We start from the raw sequence: 16,731 nt of genomic DNA on the forward strand, positions 1-16,731 counted from the left end.
CTCATTTATTTCAATTGGTTATGGCGTAAATCGCGGTGCGGCCTTCGCATTCTTAAGTGAAATCAAGCTACCGCAAGGTGGCTTTTTTTGTGCCTGAAATCCAGTATTGGCAAGGCTTTCCTCGCTTTTTCACTCAACCTAAGTCAACCTGATTCAATCTACATCAACTTACTGATATGGATACAACTGCGGGTATATCCCGGTTCGATAATGTTTGTACCCACACAGAACCCTTGAAAGGATACTCATCATGGCTCTGAGTGATGTGAAGGTTCGTTCGGCTAAGCCTGAAGCAAAAGCCTATAAACTTACTCGCAGTGAAGGCATGATTTTGCTGGTTCACCCTAACCCGACTGGCGGTTGAACTCACTTTGTAGTGGTTTAATAAATTTGGCCACCCGAACAGAGGTGATATGCTCACCTCAGGACAACACAGGTGCTTTAATGAAAAAACGAAATTTCAGTGCAGAATTCAGACGTGAATCCTCTCAGTTAGTGTTGGATCAGAACTATACGGTTGCAGATGCCGCAAACGCCATGAATGTCGGACTTTCCACTATGACCCAGTGGGTAAAGCAGTTACGGGATGAACGTGCCGGCAAAACACCTAAAGCCTCCCCTGTCACGCCGGAGCAAATTGAGATACGTGAGCTGAAGAAAAAAACTCCAACGTATTGAAATGGAAAATGAAATATTAAAAAAGGCTACCGCGCTCCTGATGTCAGATTCCCTGAACAATTCTCGATAATCGGGAAACTCAGAGCGCATTATCCTGTGGCCACGCTTTGCCATGTGTTCGGGATTCACCGCAGCAGCTATAAATACCGGAAAAACCGCCCTGACAAGCCAGATAGCAGGCGAGCCGTATTACGTAGTCAGGTTCAGGAATTGCACGGTCTCAGTCATGGCTCTGCTGGTGCAAGAAGTATCGCCACGATGGCCACACTCAGGGGCTTCCGGATGGGGCGATGGCTTGCCGGCCGTCTCATGAAGGAGCTGGGGCTGGTAAGTTGTCAGCAGCCTGTTCACCGATATAAACGTAGGGGACACGAGCATATTGCTATCCCGAATCACCTCGGACGTCAGTTTGCAGTGACAGAGCCTGACCAGGTATGGTGCGGCGATGTGACGTATATCTGGACGGGTAAACGCTGGGCTTACCTTGCTGTGGTACTCGATCTGTTTGCGCGGAAACCCGTGGGGTGGGCAATGTCGTTCTCTCCGGACAGCAGGCTGACCACCAAAGCACTGGAAATGGCATGGGAAAGACGCAGTAAGCCATCCGGGGTCATGTTCCACAGTGATCAGGGTAGTCACTATACAAGCAGGCAGTTCAGGCAGTTACTGTGGCGATACCGGATCAGGCAAAGTATGAGCAGGTGCGGAAACTGCTGGGATAACAGTCCGATGGAGCGCTTCTTCAGGAGCCTGAAAAGCGAGTGGATGCCGGTGACCGGTTACACCAGCTTCAGTGAAGCTGCTCATGCAATAACGGATTATATCGTCGGGTATTATAGCGAACTCAGGCCGCACGAATATAACGGTGGATTACCACCAAGCGAATCGGAAAACCGATACCGAAAAAACTCTAAAACCGTGGCCAGTTTTAGTGGACCACTACAGATGGATGAAAGCCAGAGGATGAACAGAGAGGCGATAAAAATCACTGTGATATCAATGTATTTATAGACAGAAAAAATAGCATCGACCAATATCATTTCTCCCTGATGATTATTATCCCGTTGTCATCCTTAACATACTCAAAAATTGAAAATTTTCAATATATTCATAGCGCTAACTGTTATAGAAACTATAATGATTTCAATATAATATTAATTATATTTACCGCATTGATATCTGCTGTAAACCAGACTTCCCTGAAAACAAAAAAAGACGAAGATCCCTCTTCGTCTTTTTACTTACAGCACCTCACAGATTAAAAGCTGAAACGGTATCCGCCGTTAATCTGGTATTGATCAAACCGGTTGCCGGTTGAGCTGTCAGCCTCTGCATACAGGGTATGTTTTTTGCTGATATTGGCGCTGATGCCCAATCCGTTGTTCCACCAGTTTCCTTTGAAGCTGTGTGCTTCGCGGGAGCCGTTAAGTTTATAGTCTGTGTTGCCCTGAAACTCTCTGACAAAACCGGTTTTCAGGTAAACGTTAATCTGGCTGTCACCGGTGGTGGTTTCATAGCCGATCAGTGTACCGGCGCGTCCAATGGTGGAATCGTAGCTGCCGAGGTCGATTTTCAGGCCGTTGCTGGCGTGAATACCGGTTGAATCCTGATGGCTGTAGGTCAGCTGTGCCTGCGGTTCGATATAGAATCCATTACCGGCCCGGCTCAGGCTGAATTTCCGGCCTGCTTCCGCCGACACACTGACCCCCGTTGAGCTGCCGTCGCCGCTGACATTATTGTTCTGGCTGTCCGATACGCTGAATTTATTTTTCAGCCGGGAGACCTTGGCAATACCGTCAACATAGAAACCGTTGTCCGCCATATAGGTGGTGTAAAGCCCCAGATGGTATGAGCGGACAGTGCCGTCCCCGCCGCGATAGTCCGGTGAGCCATGGGTTAAGCCCGCAAAGGTACCGATATACAGCGGTGTGTCCGGTGAGATACGTTTATCAAAGCCCAGCTGTGTACCGCCGTAGGTCATGTCAAATTCGCTCATTTTGCCGCCGGCAAAGGAGTTGAATTTACCGCCGAAGCCTCTCAGCCATGCGTTATTATCCCCGCCGTTCTGACGCAGATCACCCATGCGCTGCATCAGTGTCTGGGTCTCTGCGTAGTTAATCAGATAGCCCACGTTAAGGAAATTACCGCCTGCATCTGCCGTGGTGGTGATCGGTGGTTTTGGTTTTTCCGGTTCAGGCTCTGGTTCCGGATCAGGATCCGGGACTACCGGCGGCGGAACATAGGCACCTGATGAGTACAGTTCCCAGTTATTGCCGTTCTTGCGCACGTCATACAGATAGCCGCCTAACTCGACTTCAGACGTTGAAGTAAAGCTGGCTGCGCCGTCTGCGGTTTCCACGACGGTCAGAATTTCATTCCCGGTTGTGGCCAGGCTGCCGCGGTTTAAGACTGTTAATGAATAATCACCGGCGCTGGTACCGGTTACCACCAGTTTGTCACCGGCGTTGTTGACACCATCACCGTCACCGACAATATCAGTCCGCAGCGTGAATGCGCCGTTGCCGCTGAGGTTGGCGATACTCAGTGTTGAGTAACCGGTGTCGGATAATCTGTGCGATAAATCGACGGTGGTATTATTCAGTGTCAGATTATCCAGGTTGGAATCATCTGTGACATTCCAGCGGCTGTTGTCCATAGTGACATTCAGCAAGCCGCCGTTGACGTTATCGCTGTAGGCGTTCCCGGTCCATTGTGAGCCAGAAGCCATATCCACATTGATCAGGCCGCCCCGTGACTGAATACCGCCGTTGATCAGCATTTTGCCCGTTGCATTAATCCGGCTGGCGGCATAGCCGTCATTGTGCTGGGTGGCAATGGCTATCTGATCTGCGGTTGCCATGTTAATGGTCAGGTCGCCGGTCAGATCAATCTGGCTGTTGGTCATGGCATAGACACCACGGGTGCCTGCGGCACCTGTTACCGAGATATTATCACCGGTCATGACACCGCCGCCGAGCGCCCACAGTCCCAGACCCAGGCTTCCGTTGCGGTCAATCGTAATATCGGTGTTTGCCAGGTTGATTTTAGCACCGGAAAACTGAGCAGACGCACCGTAAGAACCACCGGAGAAAATAGTATTACGGTTATCCGCCGTACCGGTAAAGTTGATGGTCGTACCTGAGCCGTTGGTGACCAGACCACCGCCCAGTTCAGAATACATATGGCTGCCGGCACCGATATTGGCGGTTCCGCCGCGAACTTCCAGCGCGTTGGCATTGCTTCCGCGGGCGATAATTGTCAGGGCATCTGCTTTGATGTCACCAAAGCTCCAGATACCGTGGGCGTTATCGCCGTTGGTCATAATTTTGCTGTCAGTACCCAGATCAACAATGGAGTTTCTCTGGATATTCATGCCGTATGCACTTGAACCCTGTGCATCGATAGTCAGATTAGTGGCAGTAAAATAGGCGGGGCCATTGGATGCGGTGCCGTTCAGGCCGTCGATACGGATACCATAGCTTCCGGTACCGTTGGTTTTAATCGTACTGCCGCTGCCCAGATTGACGTTACTGCCGTAGTCTGCGATAGACAGGCCTGTACCGCTGTTACCTTTGGTTTCAATAGAGAGACGGTCAGCGGTCAGGGTGGAGGCGTTGCTGACCACAACACCGCTTGCCATGCCGTTACCGGTTCCTTCCACTTTCACACTGCTGCCGGTTCCCAGATTGGCCTCTGCTTTTTTACCGGACAGGTCAATACCAATGGCGCTTTTACCGTTTACATCCACGGATAAGCCATTGGCGTTTAATACACTGTTATTTCCCTGAATAACCACGCCTTTGGCGTATTTGTCCGTGTCTGTCACATTCACAGTCACGTTATTGCCGAGATTGATGGTTCCGGCACCGTTGTTATAGGAGTTCAGGACACCATAGCGGTTTCCGGATGCATCGCCGGTATCGCCGGTGATCCGGTCACCGTCGTTAACCGTAATATTGGTACCGCTCTGGCTGCCGATATCCGCAGCTTGTGCTGTCTGTAAACAGACCGCAGTACTCAGGCTGAGAAGCCCGGCCGCTGCTAACGAGCCACGCAGTGAGAGGGCGGTATAGCCAGAATTAGGGGATCGCTGATATCCCCTGATAAACAGGTTAATATTCATAACATTCCTTTTCATAATTTTTATTTTCCAAAAGCACATAAAAATTATGTAAATAAGATATTTTTATTATCATTATTATTGATGTGAGGCAGGAAACAGGATGTATCTTCCTGATGCATAACAACAATAATTAACGGACTAATTGGCTGGTATTTACCAGTTCCCGGTGGTGTATTTGCTGAAAAAGTCATGCTTCGTATCAGAGATACGGGTAAAAAATTCAGCGGGTGTTATATTAAATACAGCAAGTATATTAATGAGTGTTGATACCGATATTTCACTCGTGGCATTTTCATAGCGGGAAATCTGTTGCTGGCTGATTCCCAGTTCTGCGCCAAGATCAACGCCGCTCATTCTTTTTTCTTTACGTAACTTTCGGATCAGCGCGCCTACATCATGCAGTAATATCTGATTATTTTTCATAATAGATTCCACTCCCCGGGCCGTAACAGGATTCAGGTGTGATGTGTTTACTTATATGACAGCGGTGCTGATTAAGCAGGGAGAAATATTAATTAACGCGAAAACAAAAATCGTAATATCCTGTAATAAATTATTACAAATCCGGATGTAATAATATTAATTGCAGTTACCCGTCTGCTGCGTATAAATAATTACCATCTGGTAATGAAATATACAAGACATGTGAAAACATAAAAAATTGTTATTAACGATCGATATTTCACTTATGATAGGTAAAATCTATCATCAATTGATTATTGATCGGTTTTAGCGATTCTTTACATATTGGCTGAGTAAGTAAATGTCCTTGCATCGCACTTGTCATTTTCTGTTTTTTGTATTTTATTCAATTCATTACATTGATATCTGTCATTTTGGCTGAAATGAAAAGAAGGAAACATCATGGTTCGGGTTTTCCGGATCGTACTCGTAAAAGTGTGATACTTTTCACATAAATACTTACACTTTTCTTTTCAGATTTGGCAGATCATTTGTCTGATGTTTACCGTATGGCGTGTTTTTCCCGGCGTTATTGGCTTTTTATATAGCGACAGGCGACATTCTTCACTATGGCGGAGCGGAATCCGGTTTCTTATGCTTTTCATAGCCTGAAATCCGTATTTATCGCTGTATTTGTTCGTCAGGGGAATTTTGTTTTTACCGGCAGATTAATAACAATAAAATACGGGTTTTATTGTGTTTTCTGACAGATTTGAAATGCGTTTTTTTTGAAGAAAATAATAGCGGGAGTGGTGTGATCGCAGTGTGATTGTAATACAGGTATACAGTGTTTTTTTATCCCTGTTAATATTTTATTTATTTAACGGGAGTTCAATGCATCCGTCTCTGTTACGTCCCGTAAAGATATTTACTGGTATATTTATTTTTCTGTCAGCCAGTGGTTACGGGTATTCTCCGTTTGTGGTAATGCATTATTCTGAGTTTGGTTTTCGTCAGGTGAAATATTGCGTGTATCTTCCGGTAATGGTGTCAGTGTGGCTGTAACATAAGTAACCCAGCCGACTCTGGCGCTGGTTATCTGATATCCGGTCCCGGCTTTTTCTGCCTGGCGGGCTATTTTAGCTTCCGCATCAGATAATGTATCACCCCAGGCGGTAACCGTTTGTGCAAAACCGGAAGCCGAAATAAAAAGCAGAACCGGGAATGCGATTATTTTGAGGGTGTTCATTATCATTATTTCCTCTGCCGGTAAGTTACCGTAAAGATATTAATAAGGAAACTGTACTGCGGATAAACGGTAAAAGAAAGTGCATAAATGGCGGATGCTGTATTTTTGCATCCGCCTTATGGCAGGGAGGGTTGCTGTTATTCTCCGGAGAAGGCCGCGGCAAATGCCGGGTTTAACGTCAGGCTGTCTAAATACGCTTTCATGACCGGAGAGATGGCAATTAAGTCGTGTTTGGCCAGGAACATCAGGAAATAGCCGGTGTAAACATCAACGGCGGTCATGGTTTTACCGCATAAATACGGTGCTGCATCAGCCAGTCCGGTTTCCAGGCAGGCCATCACGCGGTCAAAGGAGCCGAACCCTGACATTTTCTGTTCTTCTTCTGTCAGTACCTGGCCCATCTCTTTGGCGGTGAAAGCGGCTTCAACCGGACCGGCGGTGAACAGGAACCAGCGGTAATAGGTGCCGCGTTCCGGAGCATCAATCGCTGGTGCAAAGCCTTTTTCAATGAATTTATCGGCAAGATACATGCAGATGGCGGCTGTTTCCGTAATAACACGGTCTCCGTCGGTTAATGCCGGTACTTTACCCATCGGGTTGATAGCCAGATATTCCGGGGTATGCATATCCGCACCATAATCAAGTTCTACGCGCTGATACGGCACATCCAGAATTTTCAGAAATAAATCGACGGTATTCCCGCGTGACATTGCATTGGTATAAAGTGTCAGTCCGCTCATGATGCTCTCCTGTTTAGTGTGTTGAGGCATCATCATAGGTGAGGGGAGTGTCAGAATCTGTCAGGAGGGATGCAGAGGACTTCTTTGCGCCAGCGGTCGAGCAGGTATTTTTTCGGGTACGGCAGTTTGTCGGTTAATACTTCACAGGATTGAATTCTGTCGAGCCGGAAATGCCGGTAGCTCTGACGTAATTCACACCAGGCGGCCAGCACCTGCACCTCTTTCATATAACCGATGGCAATCGGCCAGATAATCCTGTTGCTGGTCTGTGCCTCTTTATCCTGATAATGCAGTTTGATTTTCAGCTCTTCGCGCAGACTGCGGCGCAATTCCCCGGCAATGATATTATCGACCTGTGTCAGCTGTGAGGCGGGCACAAATAATGTACTGTCACTGAATACAGCACGGGATTCATGTTCCACCACAGCATTAATTTTATTTGCCGCGCGGGCAGCGGAGGCTTTCAGTTCATCATCCGCATTACTCTGTACCCAGCGCAGTCCGAGAATTAAGGCTTCCAGTTCATTGACATCAAATATCATCGGCGGCAGCAGTAATCCTGATTTCATCTGATAACCGAGACCAGCTTCACCGGTAATTTCGGCACCCTGGCAGCGCAGGGTTTCAATATCCCGGTAAACGGAACGCACACTGATTTGTAATTGTGAGGCGAGGGAGTCCGCCGTGACCGGATAACGGTTCTCTTTCAGGATCTGTAATAAGGTGAGTAAGCGTTGGGTGCGTGTCATAAGGTATCAGCCTGGCGTGATAGATAATCCGGAGTCCGTAATACTGCCTGAAACAGCACTGCTTATCAGCCAGGTTTTTATTAATGTCAGCAGCATCGGATCAGGCAGTTTGGTTTTCCCGGTCAGGGCACATTCCCAGATAATTAATGTGCGTAACCCCATGCGGTGCAGCTCTGCGATATATTTTTCATCGCGGATTTTATTCTCTGATAATTTTTTCTGCCAGAATGCGGTCCGCGTGGCGGGAAGCCGGAATTTCTCACAATCGTGCATATGCCAGAAACAGCCGTGAATAAAGATAGCCGTCCGCCATTTTGCCATCCATATATCGGGTTTGCCGGGCAAATCTGCCGGATATAACCGGAAACGGAAGCCGTTATGATGCAACAGCTTTCTGACATGATGCTCCGGTCTGGTATCCCGGTTGCGGATGGCGCGCATATTCCGGGAGCGGGTTTCTTTGTCATGTACATCCATCGGATTTTCAGCCGCTGATTTCAGTAATAAACCCAGATTACCCTATTTCGCCGGGAAAATATGCGCCGTACCGCCGGAAGATTATTTTACCGGGGTAATGCACCGGCCCGTACTAATGCCGCTGTGAGTTGTTCAGCTATTGCTTCGACAACAGTCATACAGACAGAATTGCCGAACTGTTTATAAATCTGCCCCTGGGAAACAGCATCAGTAATATAATTTTCCGGAAAACCCTGAAGATTCGCACATTCACGCGGGGTGAGTTTGCGCGGGTTTTTACCGTCCCGCGACTGGTCAATCAGAATCTCAGAGCCGTCTTTATAATAGCGGGCGCTCAGGGTATTGGTATATTCACTGTTTTTATTAAACAGACAATATCCGAAGCCGTTACCTCTGGCTTTATGTTCTCTTTTGCGTTTCTGATGGCCGGCCCATAATTTATCGGAGATGGTAAAACGATCTTTTTTATAGCGCACCGCATCTTCCGCCAGCGCTTTTTTGCTCTGGAGAATATCACCGAGACAGGTAGGCTCATGAGTCGGTTCCGGCCAGGAAAATAAGGTGTCAAAATCCGCATCCGGAAACTGGTCGCGATCAAAACCGATAATAAAAATACGCTCACGGTTCTGCGGAATACCGAAATCGGCGGCACGCAGCACGCGGAAATCAACCCAATAGTTCAGTTTTTGCGACAACGCGCTGCGGGTCTCTTCACTCAGCGGAATATTATCCGGCACAGTCTGTTCATACTCTCCGCGCAGAATATCGAGGATAGTCTGTAATGTCCGGCCGCCGTCGTGGCCGCGCAACTGTTTGACGTTCTCCAGCAGAAACGCCTTCGGCCGTTTTTCTGTCATGATGCGCTGGACTTCAAAGAACATGGTACCGCGGGTGTCGTTAAAGCCCTGACGCGCGCCTGCCTGTGAAAATGCCTGGCACGGAAAACCGCCGAGAAGAATATCGTGATCCGGAATATCTTTTGCCGCGATCCGGGTGATGTCGCCGTCAGGCATCTCACCGAAATTGGCAAAATAGGTGCGCTGGGCGAATTTATCCCACTCAGAGGTAAACACACAACGACCGCCCTGTTGCTGAAAGGGCAGGCGGATCCCGCCGATGCCGGCAAAAAGATCGATAAAAGTGAATCTGCAATTATCCTCGGGTGACTGCCGGAAAGGGGCATCCTCTGGGTGTTTTTTCAAAATCATCTCCGGTTCGGGAAACAGCCGCCGGGCAGTGCGCCGGTTTTATCCCGGCACTATATCACTGCCCGGGGCTCCGGGAAACCGTAGCAGCGGCAGTATTTTTCTGTTTCATACCCTATGCTGTTTTTGCATAACAGGCAGTGACTATCACCGGTAGGATGATTTTGCAGCATAATTAATAACCATACAGCCACAATAACAATAATGAGGTGATCATGAATCACAAATCCGATGTACTGAAGATAGACGGAAAGACCTTACTGAATCATTTGCAGGAACTGGGGAATACCGGGGCGGACCCGGTGAAGGGCGGCCGGACGCGGACAGCGCTGACCGATGCGGAAAAGCAGGGGCGTGACCTGGTGGTCGGCTGGATGAAAGCGCTGGATCTGGTGATCCGTATTGACCAGATCGGAAACATTTTCGGCACGCTGCCGTCAGTTTCCGGAAATAGTGATACTGCGCCGCTGATGATAGGGTCACATATTGATACGGTGATTAACGCAGGGGCGCTGGATGGCTGCTACGGCGTGCTCAGCGGCCTGGCGGTAGTCCGGGCCTTCCGGGAAGCCGGTGTGCTGCCGTCCCGTCCGATCACGGTGGCGGCATTCACCAACGAAGAAGGTGTGCGTTTTCATCCGGATATGATGGGCTCGCTGGTGTATGCGGGCGGTTATCCGCTGGAGGATGCCCTGAATGCGGTGGCCACTGACGGTGCAGTGCTGCGTGATGAGCTGGAACGCGCCGGTTATGCGGGCAGTATGGTGCCGGGCAGCATACTGCCGCACGAGTATCTGGAACTGCATATTGAGCAGGGCCCGGTGCTGGAAGCGGAAGGGTTACAGATCGGGGTGGTGGAGAGCTTGCAGGGGATCTCATGGCAGAAAATCACCATCACCGGTACAGCAAACCATGCAGGAACCACACCGACACGACTGCGTCATGATGCCGGATATGCGGCAGCGAAGCTGATCACCTTTCTGCGTGAAGGCATTTCTCAGAAAAACGGGGCCACATTAACTACGGTGGGGACGATTGCTTTTGAACCGAATGCGGTTAACGTAATCCCGGGATCGGCAACCTTCACCATTGATATGCGGGATCCGGACGAAGAGCGCCTGCAATGGGCGGAAGGGCAGATCCGCGATTATCTGGCGGTGTTATCAGAGCAGGAAGGGGTTACGGTCTCAGCCCGTCAGCTGGCGCGTTTTCAGCCGGTGGTGTTTGATAAAACCCTGGTCAGCTGTGTGGAGAATGCGGCCAGAGCCGCCGGGAGTGCATACCGTCGTATGCCGTCCGGTGCCGGACATGATGCGCAGATGATTGCGCGGATAGCGCCGGCAGCGATGATTTTTGTACCGAGTAAGAACGGTATCAGCCATAACCCGGCGGAATATACCGAAGATGCTGATCTGATCCGCGGCGCGCAGGTGCTGCTGGATACGGTGATACTGAGACTGGCAGAGCCGGTGTAAGTTATCCCGGCAAAACGGCGGCATCCGGGCGGATGCCGCCCGGTGAATTATTTTACCGCTGCGGGCTGTTTGCCCCGGCTGACCAGCAGCCAGACTGCCACACAGACAATCAGCGCACCGAGGAAGAAGTTCGGGCTGAGTGTTTCATCAAGCACAAGATAACCCCACAAAATACCGAACGGCGGGATCAGAAAGGTCACTGTCAGTGAGCGCATCGGGCCGATATCCGCAATCAGGCGGAAATAGAGAATATACGCCACTGCCGTACAGAGCAGCCCCACTGCAATCACACTGCCCCAGACCATCGGCTGTGCCCAGTTAACCGCCGGGCCGGTCGTGACACTGAAACCGAAAAACGGCAGCAGGAACAGCGTGGCACCGAGCTGGCTGCCGAACGCAACCAGACGGGCATCCAGACCGCCTTTTTCACTGATCCAGCGCCGCGTCAGGAATCCCGCCAGCCCGTAACAGGCGGTGGCAAGCAGACAGGCGGCCACGCCCCATAATAAATGGGCGGAAGACTGACTTTCCCCGACCGTGGTGATCACCACAATCCCGGCCAGTCCCATCATTACACCCAGCCATTTGCGGGTGGTCAGGGTTTCTGCAAAGAAAGCAAAGCCGATAAGGGCCCCCATCAGCGGCGTGGTGGCGTTGAGAATGGCGGAGTAACCGGCCGGCAGCCACTGCGCGGCCAGACAGTACATAAAAAAGGGAATACCGGAGTTAATCACGCCCAGCAATAATGCCGGTTTTAATTTTCCGTCAAACCGGAAGGTGCGGTGCATGACAAGGAGGATCACCAGAAGTCCGGCACAGCCGAAAAAGACACGCAGAAAGGCCGTGTTAACCGCGCCGAACTGCGGGGAGGCCACCCGCATAAAAAGAAAGCTGGCACCCCAGATGGCCGCCAGCAGGGTAAGCCGCAGATAGTCCGCAGGTCGCATGGGATTCCTTATCTGAAAATCAGTGAGTTAAGAGGAAGATATCCGGTTCCGATTATACCACAGTGAATAGTCACTCCCCGGAAATCAAATATAAAAAGCAAGTGGAGAATATTTATTCTTGTGATAATCATTCTCAGTCAATATTATCAGCAACCTGATAATGAACTTTTTTGATCTCCACAGGAAAGATACCAATGCGCATCCGCTCTCTCTGTCTTCTGACACCCTGCCTGACCCTGTTAATCACACCGGATGTCCTGGCGGCAACTTCTGCCGATTCCGGCGAACCGATTGTGGTCTCTGCTTCGCGCAGCTACCGGACAGTTTCTGAAATGGCCCAGACCACCTGGGTCATTGATAATGCGGATATCGCGCAGCAGGCGGAAGGCGGAAAAGAGCTGAAAGATATCCTGGCGCAGCTGATCCCGGGGATGAGTGTCAGCGGCCAGGGGCGGACAAACTACGGCATGAATATGCGCGGGCGCTCTATGATTGTGATGGTGGACGGTGTGCGCCTGAATTCATCACGCAGTGACAGCCGCCAGCTGGATTCGATTGATCCGTTCAATATCAATCATATTGAAGTGATTTCCGGTGCGACCTCCCTGTACGGCGGCGGCAGCAGCGGTGGTCTGATTAATATCGTGACCAAAAAAGGTCAGGAAGAAAAACAGGTTGAGGTTCAGATCGGCGGCAAAAGCGGGTTCCGCAACGGTTCGGATCATGATGAAAACGTGGCTGCCGCGGTCAGCGGTGGTAATGATCAGGCTTACGGACGCTTATCTGTGGCTTATCAGCGTTACGGCGGCTGGTATGACGGCAAAGGCCGCGAAATCCTGATCGATAACACCCAGACCGGGCTTCAGTATTCTGACCGCCTGGATGTTATGGGCTCCGGAACACTGACGATTGATGATCATCAGTCGCTGGAGCTGATGGCGCAGTATTACAACAGTGAATCTGACGGTAAACACGGGATCGATCTGGGCAAAGACTTTGCGGCGGTGCTGGGAAAAGGCACCGCGCATAACAGCGACAAACTGGATTCTGACCGGATCCCCGGCACCAAACGCCATATGGTGAACCTGCAGTACAGCAACAGTGATCTGCTGGGACAGGATCTGGTGGCGCAGGCGTATTACCGTGACGAAACCCAGACCTTCTATCCGTTCCCGGCGCTGGGCGGTAAAAAGCCGGATTATGTGGTCAGCAGCATCAGTGCATCAGAGCAGAAAACCGATTTCTACGGTGGTAAAGTCACCTTTAACAGCAAACCGCTGGATAACCTGACACTGACGTACGGCGCGGATGCCGAGCATGAAAAATTCAGTGCCAACCAGAAGTTCTTTAATCTGCAGAAAGCGAAGGAAAGCAACGGACTGACACTCGATTCCGCCTACAATACCGGGCGTTATCCGGGCTATACCACCACCACGATGGCGGCGTTTCTGCAAAGCAGTTATGACATCAACCCGCTGGTGACCCTGAGCGGCGGTATGCGTTATCAGTACACGAAAAACAAAGTGGATGATTTTGTCGGTTATCAGCAGCAACAGCTGATTGCGGAAGGCAAAGCCACTTCAGCGGATGCGGTACCGGGCGGGGAAACGGATTACAACAACCTGTTATTTAATGCCGGAGTGCTGCTCAACCTGACCGACACACAACAGACCTGGTTTAATTTTTCCCAGGGCTTTGAAATCCCGGATATTGCCAAATTCTATGGTACCGGCACTTACGGTTCACCGGTCAGTGGTCATTATCCGCTGCTCAACAGTGTGAATATCAATGATACGCGGGTAAAAGGTATCAAAGTCAGCTCCTTCGAACTGGGCTGGCGTTACACCGGGGACAGCCTGCAAACCCAGCTGGCGGCGTACTATTCACTGTCTGACAGCAGCTACGACATCAATAAGAAAGATATGACTATCTTCCTGAAAGATGACAAACGCCGGATCTACGGCGTGGAAGGGGCGGCGGATTATGCTATCGCAGATACTGACTGGCGTGTCGGCACCAATTTCAACCTGATTAAATCCGAGACAAAAGCGGGCGATCAGTGGGAAAAATGGAGCGTGAAGTTTGCCAGCCCGTCAAAAGTCACCGCGTATGTGGCGTGGGAGCCGTCAGACTGGACACTGCGTCTGCAAAGCCAGCAATCTTTCAGTCTGACCGATGCGGACGGGGAGAAACTGGACGGATATAACACCGTCGATTTCCTCGGCAGCTATCAGTTACCGGTGGGTAAAGTCAGCTTTGCGGTCGAAAATCTGCTGGATAAAGATTACACCACCGTGTGGGGACAGCGCGCACCTATCCTGTACAGCCCGGCGTACGGCGCACCGGACTTATACAGCTATAAAGGTCGCGGCCGCACATTCGCACTGAATTATCTGGTGACATTCTGAGGCCCGTTTTATGCGCATATTCATAGTAATGATGACGCTGCTGCTGAGCATGGGAGTCCGTGCTCAGACGCAAATTGTCACCGATTTACAGGGACGGTCCGTAGCGGTGAATACGCCGGTCAAGCGGCTGTTTCTTGCGGATGCCCGTGACATTCTGGCGGTGGATATTGCGGCGGGGAAAACCCATTTTTCCTCTCTCAGCGGATGGAGTGATACCCTGGCGCATTATGCGCCGGATCTGGAAGCAGCATATCTGGAGGCCGCGCCGGAACTGGCGCGGTTACCGGTTCTGCCGAAAAGCAAAGACGGTACTTTCACAACAGAAAACCTGCTGGCGCTGTCACCGGATGCGGTACTGATGCACAAATCCTCCTACGGGCTGATGAAAAGCACGAACCTGCTGCCGCAACTGGAAGCGGCGGGTATTCCGGTGCTTTTTATCGATTTCCGCAGTGACATGACAGAAAACACCCCGAAAAGTATTCAGCTTATTGGCACACTTTTTGAAACCGAAGGGCGGGCAGCGGAGTTTTCGGAATACTACCGGCTTAAACTGGCGGCACTGCGTCAGCGTCTGCCGGAGCAAAAACCGTCTGTGCTGATTGAAAGCAACGCCGGATTATTCGGCAATGACTGCTGCCGTTTATACGGACGTACCGGATTCGGCGAACTGGCGGAGATTGCGGGTGGTGATAACCTGGTGTGCGACACGATGCCGGCAAACGGCGCGGAAAGCAGCATTGAAAATATTCTGCATCTCAACCCGCAGTTCTATGTGCTGACCGGTGCGGACTGGAAACAGTATAACCGCCGTTCAGAGGCGGTCACGCTCGGGTACGGTGCACCGGCAGAACCGGCGCAAAAAGAGATGAATGCGCTGATGAACCGGCAGGGATTAGCTTCGCTGGAGGCGGTGAAATCTCAGCGTGTGATGGCGGTTTACCATAATTTCTACAACAGCCCTCTGAATATTTTTGCCGCCGAAGCACTGGCTGCATTTTTCCATCCGCAGGCATTCAGTGACCTGAATCCGCAGGCGGAAATGGTGTCATTCCATCAGCGGTTTACAGCGATCAGTGGTGCCGGAACGTTCTGGGTGACGATGCAGTAATCATCCGTTTATCAGCAGAAATAGCACGGAAGCCCGGCACAGAAAACAGTGTTGCCGGGCTTCTTTTTTTATCACCGGTTAAAAATAAATCAATTTTACCCCTCAATTTGATCCGTCCCGCAAAGTGACGACTCAATACCCTCAAAAATGTGATGAACATCTTATTTTCACCAGTGAAAATATGACTCAGGCCACATATTCAGCCCGGGAAATAAAAACAGAGAAATTTTAAGTAAAAAGTAATTATATGAATTAACTGGATTATTTTTTGCTTTACACGATAAAGCGTTATTTCAGGCAAACGAGATCAGCTTCACATTCTTAAAACCGGAATGTGATCTTCGTCGCTATTTATTTAGGCGTAAATAAGCCATCTTTAAAATAAGAAAAAATCACATCAGGAGTTCGGTTTTGGATATTCATTTTGAGAGCGGGCTGTTATCCCTGAATCAGGATTTTGCAACTCCGGAAGAGGGCATCCGCTATGCCGGTGAGTTGCTGCAAAAATCAGGCGCATGTACCCCTGATTATATTGAGGAAATGATCCGCGTATATCATGAGTTCGGCCCGGTGATTGTGCTGGATACCGGGGTGGCGATGCCCCATGCGAGACCGGAAAAAGGGGCATTAAAAACCGCATTCTCCGTGGTGGTGACCGGCACACCGCTGGTATTTCATCATGAGGAGTTTGATCCGGTCAATGTCATTATTGCTATCAGCGCGACAGATTCAGATACCCATATTCATCTGATTCAGACCGTGGCTGATCTGATTGAAAATAATATTACTGAGTTTGTAAAAGAGAATAACAAAGAACAGATTTTACAGTTTATCCGGACGTCGATAGAGAGGACAGCATGATTAAAATAAGAACAGTGTGCGGCAATGGTATCGGCAGCTCATTAATGGCCGCCAATAACGTGAAGAAAATTTGTGAGGAGATGGGCATAAAAGCCGATGTGGCTTCAGTGGATTTTGCGAATGCCGTGGGTGAGAAAGCGGATCTGTATGTCACGATTAAAGAGTTGGCATCACAATTTCCGCCGCAGTGTGAAGTTGCCGTGATCCGCAGTTATGTGCATAAAGCCAAAATTGCGGAAGATATTAAAGACGCTTTACTGAAACTGAGTCAATCCTGATAGTTCATTCTTTTTACAGGAATTAAAT

13 protein-coding genes and 1 pseudogene are annotated in these 16,731 nt (G+C 49.9%); 6 read left to right on the plus strand and 8 right to left on the minus strand.

Annotated elements, in window-relative coordinates; all coding sequences use genetic code 11:
- Positions 1-444: 444 nt before the first annotated feature.
- Positions 445-1,611 (plus strand): annotated as a pseudogene (locus ACSBQN_RS12460) (IS3 family transposase); the annotation flags it as partial.
- Between the two features lie 325 nt (positions 1,612-1,936).
- Here ACSBQN_RS12460 and ACSBQN_RS12465 read toward each other — a convergent pair.
- From ACSBQN_RS12465 to ACSBQN_RS12495, 7 genes are all read right to left on the minus strand, one after another.
- Positions 1,937-4,801, minus strand: coding sequence for an autotransporter outer membrane beta-barrel domain-containing protein (locus ACSBQN_RS12465; protein ID WP_337137139.1), 2,865 nt, complete (start codon positions 4,799-4,801; stop codon positions 1,937-1,939).
- A gap of 153 nt (positions 4,802-4,954) precedes the next feature.
- The gene (locus ACSBQN_RS12470; protein WP_004234664.1) at positions 4,955-5,224 is read right to left on the minus strand and encodes a helix-turn-helix domain-containing protein; all 270 of its coding nucleotides are present in this window, start codon (positions 5,222-5,224) and stop codon (positions 4,955-4,957) included.
- 919 nt (positions 5,225-6,143) lie between these two features.
- A complete protein-coding gene (locus ACSBQN_RS12475; RefSeq protein ID WP_036410152.1) occupies positions 6,144-6,452 on the minus strand; it encodes a DUF1471 domain-containing protein in 309 nt (102 codons plus the stop codon).
- A 137-nt stretch (positions 6,453-6,589) separates the two neighbouring features.
- On the minus strand, positions 6,590-7,192 hold the full coding sequence (locus tag ACSBQN_RS12480; protein ID WP_036410150.1) for a glutathione S-transferase family protein: 603 nt from the start codon (positions 7,190-7,192) through the stop codon (positions 6,590-6,592).
- Positions 7,193-7,242: 50 nt separating this feature from the next.
- A complete protein-coding gene (locus tag ACSBQN_RS12485; RefSeq protein ID WP_024474316.1) occupies positions 7,243-7,941 on the minus strand; it encodes a helix-turn-helix transcriptional regulator in 699 nt (232 codons plus the stop codon).
- Positions 7,942-7,947: 6 nt separating this feature from the next.
- On the minus strand, positions 7,948-8,418 hold the full coding sequence (locus ACSBQN_RS12490) for a very short patch repair endonuclease (RefSeq protein ID WP_024474317.1): 471 nt from the start codon (positions 8,416-8,418) through the stop codon (positions 7,948-7,950).
- 86 nt (positions 8,419-8,504) lie between these two features.
- The gene (locus ACSBQN_RS12495) at positions 8,505-9,620 is read right to left on the minus strand and encodes a DNA cytosine methyltransferase (RefSeq protein WP_024474318.1); all 1,116 of its coding nucleotides are present in this window, start codon (positions 9,618-9,620) and stop codon (positions 8,505-8,507) included.
- A 218-nt stretch (positions 9,621-9,838) separates the two neighbouring features.
- Here ACSBQN_RS12495 and ACSBQN_RS12500 point away from each other — a divergent pair, with 218 nt between their 5' ends.
- A complete protein-coding gene (locus ACSBQN_RS12500; RefSeq protein ID WP_214167205.1) occupies positions 9,839-11,098 on the plus strand; it encodes a Zn-dependent hydrolase in 1,260 nt (419 codons plus the stop codon).
- A gap of 47 nt (positions 11,099-11,145) precedes the next feature.
- On the opposite strand, the gene ACSBQN_RS12505 is transcribed toward ACSBQN_RS12500, so the two are convergent.
- Positions 11,146-12,045 (minus strand): DMT family transporter, encoded by a 900-nt coding sequence (locus tag ACSBQN_RS12505; RefSeq protein ID WP_337137136.1) that lies wholly within the window; start codon positions 12,043-12,045, stop codon positions 11,146-11,148.
- A 194-nt stretch (positions 12,046-12,239) separates the two neighbouring features.
- Here ACSBQN_RS12505 and ACSBQN_RS12510 point away from each other — a divergent pair, with 194 nt between their 5' ends.
- The 4 genes from ACSBQN_RS12510 to ACSBQN_RS12525 all read left to right on the plus strand — a co-directional run bounded on the left by ACSBQN_RS12510 (position 12,240) and on the right by ACSBQN_RS12525 (position 16,703).
- Entirely contained in the window at positions 12,240-14,453 is a 2,214-nt protein-coding gene (locus ACSBQN_RS12510; protein WP_024474321.1) for a TonB-dependent siderophore receptor, read from the plus strand.
- 10 nt (positions 14,454-14,463) lie between these two features.
- Positions 14,464-15,564, plus strand: a complete 1,101-nt coding sequence (locus ACSBQN_RS12515; protein ID WP_354633128.1) for an ABC transporter substrate-binding protein — start codon at positions 14,464-14,466, stop codon at positions 15,562-15,564.
- Positions 15,565-15,975: 411 nt separating this feature from the next.
- Positions 15,976-16,425, plus strand: a complete 450-nt coding sequence (locus ACSBQN_RS12520; RefSeq protein ID WP_004241134.1) for a PTS sugar transporter subunit IIA — start codon at positions 15,976-15,978, stop codon at positions 16,423-16,425.
- Complete coding sequence (locus ACSBQN_RS12525) at positions 16,422-16,703, plus strand: PTS sugar transporter subunit IIB (protein WP_004234686.1); 282 nt, start codon at positions 16,422-16,424, stop codon at positions 16,701-16,703. The genes ACSBQN_RS12520 and ACSBQN_RS12525 overlap by 4 nt, the downstream gene beginning before the upstream one ends.
- Positions 16,704-16,731 lie beyond the last annotated feature (28 nt).

It is taken from the genome of Morganella sp. B601 (assembly GCF_051172335.1).
Lineage (GTDB): Bacteria > Pseudomonadota > Gammaproteobacteria > Enterobacterales > Enterobacteriaceae > Morganella > Morganella morganii.